Source organism: Kiloniella majae, from assembly GCF_002118315.1.
GTDB lineage: Bacteria > Pseudomonadota > Alphaproteobacteria > Kiloniellales > Kiloniellaceae > Kiloniella > Kiloniella majae.
Map to the genome: position 1 here is coordinate 621,594 of NZ_MTSZ01000003.1, position 15,925 is coordinate 637,518.

General features: G+C 46.9%; 14 protein-coding genes. 9 read left to right on the forward strand and 5 right to left on the reverse strand.

Annotation, left to right across the window (positions count from 1 at the left end; all coding sequences use genetic code 11):
- Positions 1–157 precede the first annotated feature (157 nt).
- Genes BKB51_RS12445 through BKB51_RS12455 form a run of 3 tightly spaced genes read left to right on the forward strand, consistent with a single transcriptional unit; the run spans position 158 to position 3,209 of the window.
- Positions 158–1,543, forward strand: a complete 1,386-nt coding sequence (locus BKB51_RS12445; RefSeq protein WP_085901393.1) for a class II 3-deoxy-7-phosphoheptulonate synthase — start codon at positions 158–160, stop codon at positions 1,541–1,543.
- A 27-nt stretch (positions 1,544–1,570) separates the two neighbouring features.
- Entirely contained in the window at positions 1,571–2,755 is a 1,185-nt protein-coding gene (locus BKB51_RS12450) for a nicotinate phosphoribosyltransferase (RefSeq protein ID WP_085901394.1), read from the forward strand.
- 10 nt (positions 2,756–2,765) lie between these two features.
- Entirely contained in the window at positions 2,766–3,209 is a 444-nt protein-coding gene (locus BKB51_RS12455) for a SufE family protein (protein ID WP_085901395.1), read from the forward strand.
- Positions 3,210–3,324: 115 nt separating this feature from the next.
- Here BKB51_RS12455 and BKB51_RS12460 read toward each other — a convergent pair whose 3' ends face one another.
- Positions 3,325–4,104, reverse strand: a complete 780-nt coding sequence (locus BKB51_RS12460) for an SDR family oxidoreductase (protein ID WP_085901396.1) — start codon at positions 4,102–4,104, stop codon at positions 3,325–3,327.
- A 249-nt stretch (positions 4,105–4,353) separates the two neighbouring features.
- Between BKB51_RS12460 and BKB51_RS12465 the strand changes: the two genes are divergently transcribed.
- The 3 genes from BKB51_RS12465 (at position 4,354) to cysS (ending at position 8,940) form a co-directional block, all read left to right on the forward strand.
- Complete coding sequence (locus BKB51_RS12465) at positions 4,354–6,069, forward strand: NAD+ synthase (RefSeq protein WP_085901397.1); 1,716 nt, start codon at positions 4,354–4,356, stop codon at positions 6,067–6,069.
- A gap of 21 nt (positions 6,070–6,090) precedes the next feature.
- Positions 6,091–7,422, forward strand: a complete 1,332-nt coding sequence (gene gltX, locus BKB51_RS12470; protein ID WP_085901398.1) for a glutamate--tRNA ligase — start codon at positions 6,091–6,093, stop codon at positions 7,420–7,422.
- 132 nt (positions 7,423–7,554) lie between these two features.
- Positions 7,555–8,940, forward strand: coding sequence for a cysteine--tRNA ligase (gene cysS, locus BKB51_RS12475; protein WP_085901497.1), 1,386 nt, complete (start codon positions 7,555–7,557; stop codon positions 8,938–8,940).
- 129 nt (positions 8,941–9,069) lie between these two features.
- Here the strand turns inward: cysS and BKB51_RS12480 are convergent, their stop codons facing one another.
- From BKB51_RS12480 to BKB51_RS12490, 3 genes are all read right to left on the reverse strand, one after another.
- Positions 9,070–9,573, reverse strand: coding sequence for a hypothetical protein (locus tag BKB51_RS12480; RefSeq protein WP_125911837.1), 504 nt, complete (start codon positions 9,571–9,573; stop codon positions 9,070–9,072).
- A 183-nt stretch (positions 9,574–9,756) separates the two neighbouring features.
- Positions 9,757–10,407 carry a LysE family translocator gene (locus BKB51_RS12485; protein WP_085901400.1) on the reverse strand — a complete coding sequence of 217 codons (651 nt, stop codon included), beginning with the start codon at positions 10,405–10,407 and terminating at the stop codon, positions 9,757–9,759.
- A gap of 69 nt (positions 10,408–10,476) precedes the next feature.
- Entirely contained in the window at positions 10,477–10,914 is a 438-nt protein-coding gene (locus tag BKB51_RS12490) for a DUF805 domain-containing protein (RefSeq protein ID WP_085901401.1), read from the reverse strand.
- 254 nt (positions 10,915–11,168) lie between these two features.
- On the opposite strand from BKB51_RS12490, the gene cimA reads away from it, so the two are divergent.
- Together cimA and BKB51_RS12500 are read left to right on the forward strand one after the other, a co-directional pair.
- Positions 11,169–12,782, forward strand: coding sequence for a citramalate synthase (gene cimA / locus BKB51_RS12495; protein WP_085901498.1), 1,614 nt, complete (start codon positions 11,169–11,171; stop codon positions 12,780–12,782).
- A 32-nt stretch (positions 12,783–12,814) separates the two neighbouring features.
- Entirely contained in the window at positions 12,815–13,615 is an 801-nt protein-coding gene (locus BKB51_RS12500) for an RNA methyltransferase (protein ID WP_085901402.1), read from the forward strand.
- 68 nt (positions 13,616–13,683) lie between these two features.
- On the opposite strand, the gene BKB51_RS12505 is transcribed toward BKB51_RS12500, so the two are convergent.
- The gene (locus BKB51_RS12505) at positions 13,684–14,838 is read right to left on the reverse strand and encodes a M24 family metallopeptidase (protein WP_085901499.1); all 1,155 of its coding nucleotides are present in this window, start codon (positions 14,836–14,838) and stop codon (positions 13,684–13,686) included.
- A 225-nt stretch (positions 14,839–15,063) separates the two neighbouring features.
- On the opposite strand from BKB51_RS12505, the gene rpsD reads away from it, so the two are divergent.
- Positions 15,064–15,681, forward strand: a complete 618-nt coding sequence (gene rpsD, locus BKB51_RS12510; RefSeq protein WP_047765689.1) for a 30S ribosomal protein S4 — start codon at positions 15,064–15,066, stop codon at positions 15,679–15,681.
- The last annotated feature ends 244 nt before the right edge of the window (positions 15,682–15,925 follow it).

Here is a 15,925-nt window from a genome sequence, read left to right on the forward strand (position 1 = left end):
CCTATATCAAGAGCATCTTCCGTACTGTGGATATGCTTGAGATATGTATTTTTGATGAATATATAAGATAAGTAAGGCTTTGTGCTGGTAAAGGACAGAAAAGACGATTAAAACTGTCAAACGTGAAATTATATTGTGTAATTTAGAGGTATTGTAAATGAGCGCGAAATGGACACCTAATTCCTGGCGCGCCAAGGATATTCGGCAGGTGCCCGAATACCCGGATTCTGCTATTGTAGATTCCGTGGAAAAAACCTTGGCGGGTCAACCGCCACTGGTTTTTGCAGGCGAGGCACGCAGACTACGTAAACAACTTGGTGAAGTGGCCGAAGGCCGCGCCTTCCTGTTACAGGGTGGCGATTGTGCAGAGGCATTTGCCGAGTTCCATCCCGATAATATCCGCGATACCTTTAAGGTAATGCTACAAATGGCTGTGGCTTTGACATTTGGGGCTGCTTGCCCTGTTGTTAAGGTTGGTCGTATGGCGGGACAATTCGCCAAACCACGTTCCGCCGGAACCGAAACTATCGATGGTGTGGAACTGCCAAGTTACCGTGGTGATATCATCAATGGTATTGGCTTCACACCTGAAGAGCGTATTCCTGATCCGGAACGTTTGGTAAAAGCTTATCATCAATCAGCTTCGACGTTGAATCTGTTGCGGGCTTTTGCGCAGGGTGGTTATGCCAACCTTCGTAAGGTTCATGACTGGAATCATGATTTCGTTCGTAATTCTGCACAGTCAGATCGCTATGAAGCCTTAGCTCAACGTATTGATGAAGCCATTGGTTTTATGGAAGCCTGTGGGTTGACCGAAGACAAGGTTCCGCAGTTGAGCGAAACTGATTTCTACACCAGTCATGAAGCGCTACTTCTTAATTACGAAGAATCCCTGACCCGGGTAGATAGCCTGACTGGCGATTGGTACGATTGTTCCGCACACATGCTGTGGATTGGTGATCGCACAAGGCATCTGGACGAAGCGCATGTCGAATTTATGCGTGGCATCCATAACCCGATTGGTATGAAGTGTGGTCCGACGTCCAACCCGGATGATCTATTGAAACTTATTGATCGCTTGAACCCGAACAATGATGCAGGGCGCCTGACCCTGATCGTTCGTATGGGCCATGACAAAGTTGAAGAGCATCTTCCAGCACTGATCCGTGCGGTTGAACGTGAAGGTAAGAAAGTGGTTTGGTCATGTGATCCTATGCATGGCAATACCATCAAGTCTTCCAGCGGATATAAAACACGTCCGTTTGATCGTGTTCTGGCCGAGGTTCGTAACTTCTTTGCCGTTCATAAAGCTGAAGGCACCTATGCAGGTGGCGTTCATTTTGAAATGACGGGTAAAGATGTGACAGAGTGTATTGGTGGGGCGCAGGCGATTAAAGATGAAGATCTTTCTGCACGCTATCACACCTACTGTGATCCGCGTTTGAATGCCAGCCAGTCCTTGGAATTGGCTTTCTTGATCGCGGAACAGTTGAAAGAAGAGCGTGAAAGCCGTTCCTCTTCACCTGTTGCACAAGCATCTTAAGGTTCTGACGATTCACGGGTAAGCTTAATGCCTGATAGTACGCACGAAAAACGTCAACAGAACAAACACCAGAGGGAGGAGCGATCCTCCCTCTGGCCTGTTGAGGATAAAGATATCACGGCTTGGACAGACCATTATTTCAATAGAAGTAAAAAGGTCGTTGAAAAGTTTGGTGATCAAAAGGTGACCTATGCCATCTTTATGCGGCGTCCTGTTGTGTCTGCGCCGGGGCTCGTCATCAGGTGGCTGGAAGAAATGGCGCAAAAGCGTAATTTTGATCTCGAAATAGATCTTCGTTATGCAGAAGGACGCTGGGTCGGTGCGGGTGAGCCTATTATGTACTTGACCGGGTCTCTCAGACATCTTGTTGATCTTGAAACCTTGCTGTTACAACGGCTTGGACCTGCGTGTGTTGCTGCCTATAACGCCTTTACAATGTGCTCCGACCTGCATTCCGTTGCTTTTCTGGCAATGGATGCCCGCCATTGCGCGGGAACAGACATGGCTGAAATTATGGCTTATGCGGCTTCTGTCGGGGCAGATCGCGCCAAGCGTAAAAACGGAGCCATTGGTTTCGTGGGTAATGCGACGGATGCGACCGCACACTACTTTGGGCAAGATAGTGGCATGGGAACAATGCCGCATGCCTTGATTGGCTATGCGGGATCGACTTTAAAAGCTGCGGAAATGTTCGATGAGACTTTTCCGGGTGATCCCATGACTGTTCTTGTCGATTATTTTGCGCGTGAGATTACCGATGCCTTGACGGTTTGCCGTCGCTTTCCAAAGCGTGCCGCTGAAGGCTTGTTGTCCGTTCGGTTGGATACGGCTGGAAGCCGCTTTGTCGAGACGCTTGATCCTCCGAGTTCTTACGCCGTGCTGGAACGTAATGTGCCGCGAGCTATTCGTGGCTATCGAAATGAAGAAGAGCTTCGTTACTTGGTTGGCCCGGGTGTATCAGCTGCAGCGATCTGGACCATGCGGGAAGCTTTGGATAAGGAAGGCTTTACCAAAGTTAAGATTGTTGCCTCGTCCGGCTTTAGCCCGGCTAAGTGTCGCTTGATGGCCGAGGCCGAAGCACCGCTTGATGTCGTTGGTACTGGGAGCTACCTCCCTAATCGCTGGTCTGAAACCTATGCGACGGCTGATATTGTAGAATATGATAACGTCCCCCGTGTGAAGGTGGGACGAGAATTCCTGATTAGAAAGTAAATAAGTTACAATGACTGAAACGGTCACGGACGCATCAACAGATACATCTATCGAAGATTTGATCGATAGTTTTGAGTTCCTTGATGATTGGGAAGAGCGATATCGCTATATCATTGAAATGGGGCGAAAGCTTCCCCCTATGGATGATGCTTTGAAGACTGAAGCTTCGCGTGTTCAAGGGTGTACCAGCCAAGTGTGGCTTGTATGTAATGTGGATGAAAACACGCCGCCTCATTTGAGCTTTATTGCCGACAGTGATGCCCACATTGTACGCGGGCTTGTTGCTGTTCTTTTGATGATCTTTTCAAACAAGACTGCTGCAGAAATTAAAGCTATCGATATTGATGATATTTTGAAGCGTCTTGAATTTTCGCAACATCTTAGTCCGAACCGTGCCAATGGTTTGCATGCGATGGTAAAACGCATTCAGGCTACTGCGGAAAGCTACTGCTGAGATCAGAAAATTTTTTAAATGAAGAATAAAAAAGCTCGCAGAGATTTCTTTGCGAGCTTTTTTTATGGCTTCGGTAGATAGCTATTTTGCCCAGCCAATGCGGCCTTTGAGCTAATTAGAAAGTTCCGGGATAAGACCCACCATCTAGTAACCAGTTCTGTCCTGTAATAAAGCCAGCACGTGTGCTGCAGAGGAAAGCACAAGCCGCACCAAATTCATCTGGTTTGCCAAAACGTTTACTGGGGTTCGATGACTGACGCTTGGCCCATTCTTCTCCGAGTGTCGTACCGTTCTTTTTGGCTGCACTTTCCAATGTCGCGGTTAAACGGTCTGTTTCAAAGGGACCTGGCAGCAGGTTGTTTACTGTAACGTTGTTCGCAGCAACTTCGCGCGCAAGACCTGCCACAAAACCCGTTAAACCAGATCGAGCACCATTGGACAGCCCCAGTATTGAAATCGGTGCTTTAACGGCGCCAGAAGTGATGTTCACGACGCGTCCGAACTTACGGTCGATCATCCCGTCGATAACAGCTTTTGCGAGCAGAATGGGAGTGACCATATTGGCTTCCAAAGCTTTATGCCACTCGTCACCTTCCCAATCGCGGAAATTACCGGGGGGAGGTCCACCGGCATTGTTTACCAAAATATCTGGATTTGGACATGCAGCAAGTAATTGAGTACGTCCTTCAGCCGTTGTGACGTCACAGGCAACAGCTGTTACTGTCGTACCTGTGCTTTTACGAATTTCTTCTGCTGTGGCTTTCAACGAATCTGGTGTTCGTCCGTTAATAACGACTTCAACACCTTCGTTTGCCAGTTCCATTGCACAGGCTTTACCGAGCCCTTTGGATGATGCGCAAATAATGGCTTTGCGGCCTGCGATACCTAAATCCATTTTTATCTCCCTGATGTGTATGGTGAAAATTCCTGAGGGTGATCTTCATTCCATTGATCTTGGACATCTTTGTTAATACTGCAAGTTCAAATCCTTGATCCTGCGTACATTATTTTGCACTACATTTTAGTAACTTGTTTTTGAAGTTAAAAAACCCTACATATACTCATGATGAGTATATGTAGGGTTTTGAGATGAATACCGTCTCTTATCCTTGCCGCCATACCTGTATAGAGGTAATAAGCTGACATGAGCGAAAAACTGACAATTGCCTTTGCGCAAATGAACCCGACAGTCGGCGATATCCGTGGGAACGCTGATCTAATCCGTGCTGCCCGTAAGAAAGCTGCAGATGCCGGGGCAGACTTACTGGTTACACCGGAACTTAGCTTGGTGGGCTACCCGCCTGAGGATCTGGTCCTAAAGCCGGAACTCTTGCTGGAAGCACAGGCCGAACTGCGTAGCCTCATGGCTGACACGGCTGATGGTGGACCGGGGGTTTTGGTTGGTGCACCGATGCCGGATGTGAAGCTACAGGAAAACCCTTTCAAGAAAGCATTCACGACAACAGGCTCAGAAATCTACAACGCTGCGGTCCTACTGGATGGTGGTAATCTTGTTGGATGGAAGGGGAAGCATTTCCTCTGTGACTATAGTGTTTTTGATGAAAAACGTGTTTTCAAACAGGGCGCTTTAACAGGACCGTTCTCATTCCGTGGCGTACGTGTTGGTGTCTTTATCTGCGAAGATATGTGGGACGCTGATGTTTGCGAAACACTTGCCGAAGCTGGGGCGGAGATGTTGATCGGCATCAACGGGTCCCAGTTCAACGCAGGAAAAACAGATACACGTCAGCTCTTGGCCATAGAGCGGATCAAGGAATGCGAGCTGCCGCTGGCCTACCTGAATATGGTTGGCGGGCAGGATGACATTGTGTTCGATGGTGGCTCTTTTGTTCTGAACGCGGATTGTAGCCTCAAGGCACAGGCCCCGATGTTCGATGAACATTTTATGGTGACCGAATGGCTTAAAAATGCTGATGGGGAGTGGGAATGCCAACCGGCACAGACTGTTGCCCCCGAAGAAGAACTTGCCGCTATTTATCGTGCCTTGGTGTTAGGTGTACGTGATTATATTCGTAAAAACCGTTTTCCCGGTATTGTTATTGGCATGTCGGGGGGCATTGATTCCGCGCTTTCTGCGGCGATCGCAGTGGATGCAATTGGCCCGGAGCAGGTGCGTTGTGTCATGATGCCGTCGCCCTACACATCCCGGGAAAGTCTGGAAGATGCAAAGCTTGCTACTGAACTCTTGGGTGTGACGTACGATTCTATTTCCATTGGCCCGGCGATGAAGGCTTTTGAAGAAATGCTGGCTCCGGTGATGGCGGGTACCGAGGCGGATACAACTGAAGAAAATATTCAGGCGAGATCACGTGGTTTAACGCTAATGGCGATTTCCAACAAGCTTGGGTTTATGGTACTTTCCACGGGCAATAAGTCAGAGATGTCTGTAGGCTATGCAACGCTTTATGGTGATATGTGTGGTGGCTATAACGCTTTGAAAGATGTTTATAAAACCAAGGTTTTTGCTCTGTCTCGTTGGCGGAATGAACACAAGCCGGATGATGTTCTGGGGCCTGATGGTGCTGTTATGCCGGACAGGATTATTACCAAGCCACCTTCGGCAGAGTTGAAACCTGATCAAACGGATCAGGACAGTTTACCCGAATATGATGTGTTGGACGGTATTCTGGAATGCCTTATCGAAGAAGAATTACCCCTTGTAGATATTCTTGCACAGGGATATGACGAGAGCACTGTTCGTCGGGTCTGGCGTATGTTAGACCTTGCAGAATATAAACGACGTCAATCCGCGCCGGGTGTTCGCGTAACAATTCGCGACCTTGCCCGTGATCGACGCTATCCGATCACGAATGCATTTCGTGGTCTTACAAACCGATAAATTAGAGATAAAGACGAGTTCATGAAAGTACGCTTTGCTCCTAGCCCTACGGGTCGCCTACATGCCGGAAACGCCCGTATTGCGGTATTGAACTGGCTTATGGCCAAAAAAGCAGGTGGAAGCTTTTTGCTTCGTCTGGATGATACGGATACTGAACGTTCAACAGAAGAATATGCACAGTCCATACAAACCGATCTGAAATGGTTGGGTCTTGAATGGGATGAATTTGCTGTTCAGTCCCACCGCATGGATCGTTATGAGCTTGCAGCAGAAAAGCTGAAAGCGGATGGTCGTCTTTATCCTTGTTATGAAACCTCTGATGAACTTGGTCTAAAGCGGAAAATTGCCTTACAGGCAGGTCGCCCACCGATCTATGATCGCGAAGCTTTGAAGCTGACGCCTGAAGATATTGCCAAGTACGAAGCTGAAGGACGTCAGGCTCATTGGCGTTTCAAGCTAGAGCACAAGGATATTGATTGGACAGATCTTGTCCGTGGCGATGTGCATTTTGAAGGCCAACACCTGACCGATCCTGTGCTTATTAGAGAAGACGGTCGTCCCTTGTATACGTTGACATCCTGTGTTGATGATATTGAGCTGGACGTGACGCATGTATTGCGTGGTGAAGACCATGTGTCCAACACGGCGGTACAGGTACAGCTGTTCGAAGCGCTCGGTGGCAAGGTGCCTGAATTTGCACATATCTCGCTGATGGTTGGTGCTGACGGTTCTGGTTTGTCTAAACGCCTTGGGAGCTTGAGCCTCGGGTCTCTTCGTGAAGAAGAGGGGCTTGAGCCAATGGCCTTGAATAGCTATTTGGCGCGCCTTGGTACACCTGATCCGATTGAAGTTCGTCAGACTCCAGAGGCTTTGACCGAGCTGTTTGACATCGCGCGTTTTGGCCGTGCGACACCGCGCTTTGATCCGGTTGAGCTCGGGCACCTGAATGCCAAGGTTCTGCATGATGCAGATTTTGCATCTATCAAATCCCGTCTGCAGGATGGCTTTGACGAAGAGCTTTGGGAGGTTGTGCGCCCAAATCTGGAGAAATTATCTGACACACAATCCTGGTTTGATATCTGTCGGGGGGCTGTGACCCCGGATATTGCAGACGAAGATGCTGAATTCCTGACATTGGCGGCTGAGAAGCTACCTGAAGGAGAGTGGGATCAGGGGACATGGAAAGCCTTGACCACTGTCCTGAAAAACGAAACGGGTCGTAAGGGTAAACAGCTCTTCATGCCACTTCGCAAAGCCTTGACGGGTCAGCAACATGGTCCAGAACTGGCACAGCTTCTGCCTGTAATTGGTCGGGAACGTGCTGAGGCGCGTCTCAAAGGTCAAACGGCCTAAAAATTGCCAACATAGTAGTCGCTATAGCGACTTGATTAAAATTATTGGCGTTTATTGATGAAAGAGGTTTTATCTAAACCTCTTTCTTTTATACAATCACTTTATTCAACCCCTAGATTTCGGGAAAAGACGATGACGATTAAAGTCCACAATACTCTTGCGCGTGAAAAGCAGGATTTCGAGCCAATCGATCCTAAAAATGTGCGCATGTATGTCTGTGGGCCGACTGTTTATGATCTGGCGCATGTGGGAAATGCCCGTCCTGTTGTTGTCTTTGATACCTTTGCCCGTTTGCTGCGTTATGTTTACGGCGCGGAACATGTGACCTATGTTCGTAACATCACAGATGTTGAAGACAAGATTATTGAAGCCTCCTTGAAGTCTGGTGAGCCAATCGAAAGTATTACCAAGCGCACAACGCAAGCCTATCATGACGACATGGCGGCGCTTGGAGCACTTCCGCCTGACATCGAGCCGCGTGCGACCGATCATATTCAGGAAATGATCGACATGACCGCAACGCTGATTGAAAAAGGGCATGCCTACGAAGCGGAAGGACACGTGCTGTTTTCTGTTCAATCCATGGCGGATTATGGTGAGCTATCTCGTCGCAATCGCGATGATATGATTGCCGGTGCTCGTGTTGAGGTCGCGCCCTATAAAAAAGACCCTGCTGATTTTGTGCTATGGAAACCGAGTAACGATGAACAACCTGGCTGGGAAAGCCCTTGGGGCAAAGGTCGTCCGGGGTGGCATATTGAATGCTCTGCCATGTCACGCGTTCATCTGGGTGAGACCTTTGATCTTCATGGTGGCGGATTGGATCTTACCTTCCCACATCATGAAAATGAAATTGCACAATCCAAGTGCTGCAACGAAAAGCCTTATGTTCGTTACTGGATGCATAATGGCTATGTCGTGGTTAACGGCGAGAAAATGTCCAAGTCCCTTGGCAACTTCTTTACGGTACGCCAACTGTTGGACGAAGGTCTGAATGGCGAAGCACTGCGTTTGACCTTGCTATCTGGTCACTATCGTCAGCCATTGGATATCACCCGTGAGAAGGTCGCTGAGTTTAAGACACAACTTGATCGCTTTTACGGCGCTATACAGGCTGTTGAGAAGATTGAAGTCTCAACCGATGAGGTTTCAGATGCTTTCCTTGAAGCTCTGAAAGACGACCTGAATACACCACTGGCGTTGTCTGTGTTGCATGATATTACAACGCAGTTGAACAAAACCACAGATGATCGCAAAAAGAACCGCAAGGTTATCGCTCAACTCAAAGGGCAGCTTTTGGCCGGGGGTAAATTGTTGGGAATTATCCAACAAGATCCGGAAGTCTGGTTCAAGGGGGATGGTGATGATAGTCAAGATATTGAGGCGTTGATTGCCGAACGCATTGAGGCCAAAAAATCTAAAGACTTTGCTCGTGCAGATGCCATTCGTGATGAACTGGCAGCTCAGGGCATTGAATTGTTAGATAGCCCTACTGGAACGACTTGGCGCAGGAAATAATAGCAAAGATAATTGGGAAAATTGCAGTGCCAGTTTAAATCAATTGATGATCGTGAAGGGCCGAATTTTTTCGGTCCTTTTGCGTTGTTGTTTTTACAAGCTCTGGATAATTCTTTTCTATGTTATATGTTAAGACTTATCCTCAAGTGAAGCTGCTGTCCTCGTAGTACTTTCTGTATTTGAAACTGGGGACAATAGCCCATTAATTCTCTCGTTAATCTGGCTTAGTTTTTCTTGCTGACTTTCTGTCAGATTCAAAATGTTTCCCTTAGGGCCGATGTCAGTATCAAGGGCCTTGGTGATACGGGTGTTGAGGTATTCCAGCTTCCATTTCATGCCAAAGGGAATGTTTCCATTGTTGGCTTCTGTTCTTGTAACAGCTTTATCGACCCATTTTTCCAATGAGTTGATCTTGTCATCATTGTCCGATGCAGATGGATTTTTTGCTTGAAGGCGGTAGTCAACCTGTAGCGCTTTCATAGCTTCTTGCGAGAGAGTGACCCTGTCTTGTGTTCTTGGTTGGTTTAAAGAGGTCGTTTCGCTTGATCTCTTGTGGTGTTGTGATGAGGGGATGTGTGGCACTGCTAGAGCAGTATTGGCTCTGTTTGTACGATGAAATAGGTTTATATGCATAAGCTTTTCCCTTAAGGAACAGGTATGCATAACACAGCATTTTTTGTGCCAATAAATTTAAGTTATTGATCTTCTTTAAGTTGTTAGAATTATGGGATTTTTTTCCTGAAATAGTATGAGTTCTTGGGAAAAAGGTACCCAGTGATCAGAGGCCTCAAAGATCTTAACTTCTTTTATCTAGTTCTAGTTATTAGTGAAGGCAATGCGAAACGCCATGCCGCCTAGAATAGTAGCTGTGAGCCAGCGCAATAATGTTTTTATACCTCGACTTGCTTTGATCTTTGTAGCGGCTAAAGAAGTCAATGTGATGAGAACAACAAAAACAATATAGCCATTGATATTAAAAAGAAGTCCCAAGGTGAGTGTTTGCCACACCACGTCCTGTGGTGCAGCATCAATAAACTGCGGTAGAAAGGCGAGCATGAACAGACCGATCTTGGGATTTAGGAGGTTGGTTGTGGCACCCTCCAGGATAATACGTCCGTTTTTTGATTTGCTTGGAACGGATTGCTCTTTGTTCTGCGCCTCGCTCTGTGATGGTGTCGCTAAAATTTTGTAGGCGATGTAAAATAGGTAAATCGCGCCGGCAATTTTGAGTGTTAGAAAAGCAGTTTCAGACGTAGCAAGCAGTGCTGATATTCCCAATGCGGAAGCTGTGGCATGAACCATTGATCCCAAACTAATACCTACTGCAGCAAGCAATCCGGCTTTCTTACCCTGATGTGTTGTCTTGGCTAGAACATATGCCATATCAACCCCGGGTGTGAGGTTCAAGGCAATCCCGGCGAGAATGAAGGGGATAAGTAATGACAAGTCGGGAAGAAGCTGTGGCATGTTTATTACTCATAAAAAAAGCCCGTAAGATCTCATTTATCCTACGGGCTTTAGAATCAATGAAAAGCTTTATTCAAAAACTTCGTTGATATTCTGTTCTTCGGGGAACCGTGAAGGCCCAAAACGATTTGGCCCTGCTGTTCCTCTCAAGAAGCCACATTCAATAAGAACCCAGAAAGCTCCGATGATTGGAACAAAAATAATAAGGGTCCACCAGCCGCTTTTATCCCTATCATGCCAACGTTTAATAAGGACAATGATAGAAGGATAAAGGCCAACGATCGCAAATATAGTGCTTAAGAGACCACCGCCAGCTTCGATGCTATAGGTGCCAATCATAAAGTCCAAAGCGATGAGGACGATGTTGATGATGAAATATGGTAAAACGTATCTTAGCCAATAATCAGACCGTGAAATACGCCCCTTTGAAGAAAGTAAAAACCATTTCCAGGAAAAGTCCTGGCTACCTGAAGCCACAGGTGGCTGTGTCATTGTGGAATCTGTCATAAAAAAATCCCCCCAGATTCATTGTACAAAAAAGAAATTAACTCAAGAACACCTTAAGTTGGTCGCTTATATAACATTATTATAGTTGTGCTTCTATTGTTTTTATCTTGGCGAGCTGTGACGTAATTGTGAAATGTCTCGGTAATTGAAAGGATATTAATGAGTGCGTGAATTATGGCTGTAAGATTGACCTTTTCGTATCTGTGTGGTCAAAAGCAGGTATAAATCAATTTCACAAAGAAACTTGTAATAAAATGTCGTCAGACTCCGTAAACGAAAACCGTGTTTTTCTATTTGATTCCACTCTGCGTGATGGTCAGCAGACACAGGGAGTGGATTTCTCTGTCGCTGATAAAATTGCGATTGCGATGGGATTGGATACGATTGGCGTTGATTATGTTGAGGGAGGATGGCCGGGAGCCAACCCGACGGATAATGAGTTTTTTAACGAACGCCCTGATCTTAAAGCAGCTCAATTTGTTGCCTTTGGAATGACACGACGCCCCGGACGGTCTGCCGAGAATGACCCCGGACTTGCGCCTTTGGTTAATTCGGCTGCTGATGCAGTTTGTATTGTTGGTAAGACGTGGGATTTCCATGTTGATGTTGCGCTGGATATTACAAAATCAGAAAACATCGACATGATTGGTGAGTCCATTGCGTTTTTGAAAACGCGTAAAAGTGAAGCAATGTTTGATGCAGAACATTTCTTTGATGGCTATAAAGCCAATCCTCAGTTTGCTATGGATTGCCTATTATCAGCATACGATGCTGGTGCGCGCTGGATAGTCCTTTGCGACACCAATGGTGGGACATTACCACAAGAAATTCGTCAAATCGTGAGTGAGGTGACGACTAAAATTCCAGGTACGCATCTTGGAATTCATTGTCATAACGATACTGAGAATGCGGTTGCGAACTCTTTGGCGGCGGTTGAAGCTGGTGCGCGTCAAATCCAAGGCACACTTAATGGGTTGGGCGAGCGGTGTGGCAATGCAAATCTTGTCTCATTGATACCATCGCTAAAGCTAAAAACACCTTATGATATTGGCGTGAGTGATGAACAGTTGCGACGTTTGACGTCTGTTTCTCATATGCTGGATGAACGCCTTAACCGAGCATCATCTAGTAATGCGGCTTATGTTGGGCAATCTGCCTTTACTCATAAGGGGGGATTGCATGTTTCTGCTGTCGAAAAAGACCCGAAGACTTATGAGCACATAAACCCTGAAGATGTTGGTAACAGACGTCATATTGTCGTGTCGGATCAGGCTGGACGTTCGAACGTTTTGGCTATGTTCAGGGATATGAATATCAATCTGGATGTTCAAGATAACGGCAAGATGACAACCTTGTTGCAGCGGGTGAAAGACCGGGAATACGAAGGTTATTCCTATGATGGTGCCGAAGCCAGTTTTGAGTTGTTAGCGCGACGTGCGTTTGGTGAAGTGCCGAAATATTTCTCTCTGTCGCGCTTTCGGGTTATGGACGATCGGCGCTTAGATGCAAAGCATAATCTGGTGACTGAATCTGAAGCCACGGTCCGTCTGGATGTCGGCGGGAATGAGATCATGGAAGTTTCGACCGGTAACGGCCCGGTAAACGCATTGGACTGTGCCTTAAGGAAGGCGCTGTTGCCTTTCTATCCAGAGCTCGAAGATATGGTACTTCTTGATTATAAGGTGCGCATTCTAACACCACAGGATGGAACGCGGGCAGTGACCCGTGTGATGATTGAATCAGGTGATAGCACAGGACGTAGATGGACTACCGTTGGGGTCTCGCCAAATATTATCGATGCGTCGTATAACGCGATTAACGATGGCATTACATGGAAGCTTTACCATGAAAAAGCCAAAAGCATTTAAACAAGCGTTTGATTTCGAAAACGGAGAATACAGTGGCGGGTACTGATTCCACGCAACCAACTTTGGCTCAAACATCAAAAACAGGTGGTCCGGCGATTATTCTGGTGAAACCCCAGCTTGGCGAAAACATCGGGATGGTTACCCGAGCCATGTTGAACAACGGGCTTACAGAACTGCGTCTTGTGAAGCCCAGGGATGGGTGGCCTAATCCTGCGGCGGAAGCATCAGCGGCGGGCGCGATTGAGGTGTTGGAAAAAGCACAGGTTTTCGAGACGACAGAAGAAGCAATTGCGGACTTGCATAAAGTCTATGCGACGACGGCGCGAACACGGGATATGACCAAACCAGTGGCCGTTCCACATTATGCTGCGAAAGAAATGCGTACTTTTGATCAATCGGGCCAAAAAGTCGGTGTTCTCTTTGGCCCGGAAAAAGCAGGTTTGCATAATGATGATGTTGTGCTGGCTGACACCGTTATCTCGGTTCCGCTGAATCCCAAGTTCTCTTCGTTGAACTTGGCACAGGCTGTCTTGTTAATAGCCTATGAGTGGTTTCAACAGGGGGCAAATGTTCCGAACGAAGAACTTTTGCTTGGTAGTTCACCGTTGGCGACTAAAGACGAACTATTGAATTTTTATAAGCGTCTTGAAGCAGCCTTGGATGAATCAGGTTTCCTCTGGCCACCGGAAAAACGACCGAACATGGTGCGTAATTTACGGAATATCTTCCAGCGCGCTCATTTAACTGATCAGGAAGTCAACACGCTGCACGGCGTCGTCAAGACCTTACAACTTGGTCCTCGGGTACAAAAGCCAAAGAAACAGCAGAAGTAACTCTTTTATTGATAAGCAAGAGCGCAAAGTGAAGTGATTAAACTTTCTACCTTGCGCTCTTTTAAATTTTATCCATTCGCAATCAGATCAAGCGGCATCTTTGAGAGATTTTCACAACCCTCTTTTGTGACGACAACCGTCTGTCCGGGGCACATGGCGGTGTTGTTATCACTATCCATCAGGATCATGTGAAGGAAGAAGACCATATTCTCCTGCACTTCTACGGGATTGCCATGATAGAACATAGGCCAGTCCATCCAGTTCGGCGCAAAAGTTGTCCCAAGGCTGTATCCGGTGGCGTTAAGTCGATGTTCCTGCATACCTGCTTCATCGGCTACACGGGCATAGGCATCAAATACATCACCGACGGCCGCGCCGGGTTTTAGGGTTTCCATGCAAGCAGCCATGGCATCCGTTGCTACCTTGTGCATTTCAATCTGGCGAACGGTTGGGGTGCCAATCACAATGGTACGCATCATGGCGGCGTGATAGTGGCGGTAGGCTCCTGCCCATTCCAGTGTGATCTGGTCTTCGGCATCAAGATGTCGGCGACCCGTAAAATAGCGGCAGAGCAGAGCATCTTGCCCAGAACCAATGATAAATTCATTTCCCGGATAGTCGCCGCCGCCTTTGAAAACGGCACCTTGCATGGCTGCGAGAATATCGCCTTCGAAGGCTCCGGGCACGCAAAGCTCATTTGCTTCGCGGAGCGCATTATCAGCAAGCTCAGCCGCTTTGCGCACATACCCTAGTTCAGCAGGGCTTTTGATGACCCTGAGCTGGCTCACGAGATCAGATGCATCTTCTAGCCTACAAAAACAATCCAGTGCAGCATAAAGGCGGCGCCCGTTTCGAGCTGTTAATCCGTAAGATTCAAGCTCGACTCCAAATGTTTTATCTTTTCCACCGTGCTCGTCGAGAATCTTCCGAAGCTCCAGTTCCGGTGTTGCATCGGGGCCATCTACCCATACTCTCACATCATCAATAATCGATGTATGTTTGGCCTGACGTAAATCTGCTGATCTGGTAAGCAACGTCATTGTTCCATCGGAACCAAGGTAGAGGCACTGAAAGAAAACGTACCCGAAAGTATCATATCCGGTAAGGTAAAACATTGATTCTTGACGGAAAATTAACATTCCGTCCAAGTTTCTTTTTACCATTTCGTCAATGATTTTTTGACGACGTTGGGCCAGTTCCTCTTCGGAAAAGTGGATTGCCATTGGTTTAACCTCGTTAAATGGGTAGTTCTGCTGACCTGCAGGAAAGATATTGAAAGGTATCTTACGCAGGCTTTGCAATCTGTACAGCGGGAAATAGGTTTGACTTTTGGATGTGTATCCGTATAGTCGCGCCTGCATTCCCGGGAAAGTGGGGCGGCTATGGCCTGTTCCCCGTCCTTAATTGGAACTACCGGGACACCAAACTTAATATATAGGATATCAGAAATGTCCAAGCGTATCGCTGCTAAATATAAAATTAATCGCCGTCTTGGCGTAAATCTTTGGGGTCGCCCAAAAAGCCCCCTAAACCGTCGTGACTACGGCCCTGGTCAGCATGGCCAACGCCGCAAAGGTAAGACTTCTGACTTTGGTACACAGCTTATGGCCAAACAGAAGCTCAAAGGTTACTACGGCAATATCGGTGAAAAACAGTTCCGTCGTTACTTCGCGGAAGCTAACCGTCGTAAAGGTGACACAGGTCAAAACCTTGTGGGTATCCTTGAAAGCCGTCTGGACGCTGTTGTTTACCGCGCGAAATTCGTACCAACTGTATTTGCTGCACGTCAGTTTGTGAACCACGGTCACGTAACTGTAAATGGTAAAAAAGTGAACATTCCTTCTTATCTTGTGAAAGAAGGTGATGTGATCGAAGTTAAAGAGAAAAGCCGTCAGATCCCAATGGTTCTGGAAGCTGTAGAATCTGTTGAGCGTGAAGTTCCAGAATATGTAAATTCCGATCTGAAAGCGATGAAAGCTACTTTCGTTCGCGTTCCTGAACTTGCTGATATTCCATATCCAGTTCAGATGGAACCAAACCTGATCATCGAATTTTACTCCCGCTAATCGGGACGAAAATTCTGCCAATGATTTTCGGTGGCATCAAATGGTTATCAAAAAAGGTTGTCAGTTTTGCTGGCAACCTTTTTTATTTCCGTAATTCGTATTGTCTCGACTGTTTTAAACCTCTGTGCTTTTGACCAAAGATTTAAAACTTAAAAGCTTTCGATACCAGGAAATTTACATTCGCCCCTTGTATAGATTTGGCTTACGCGTCCAAAACGATGCTGAACAATTTGTAAATAACCTT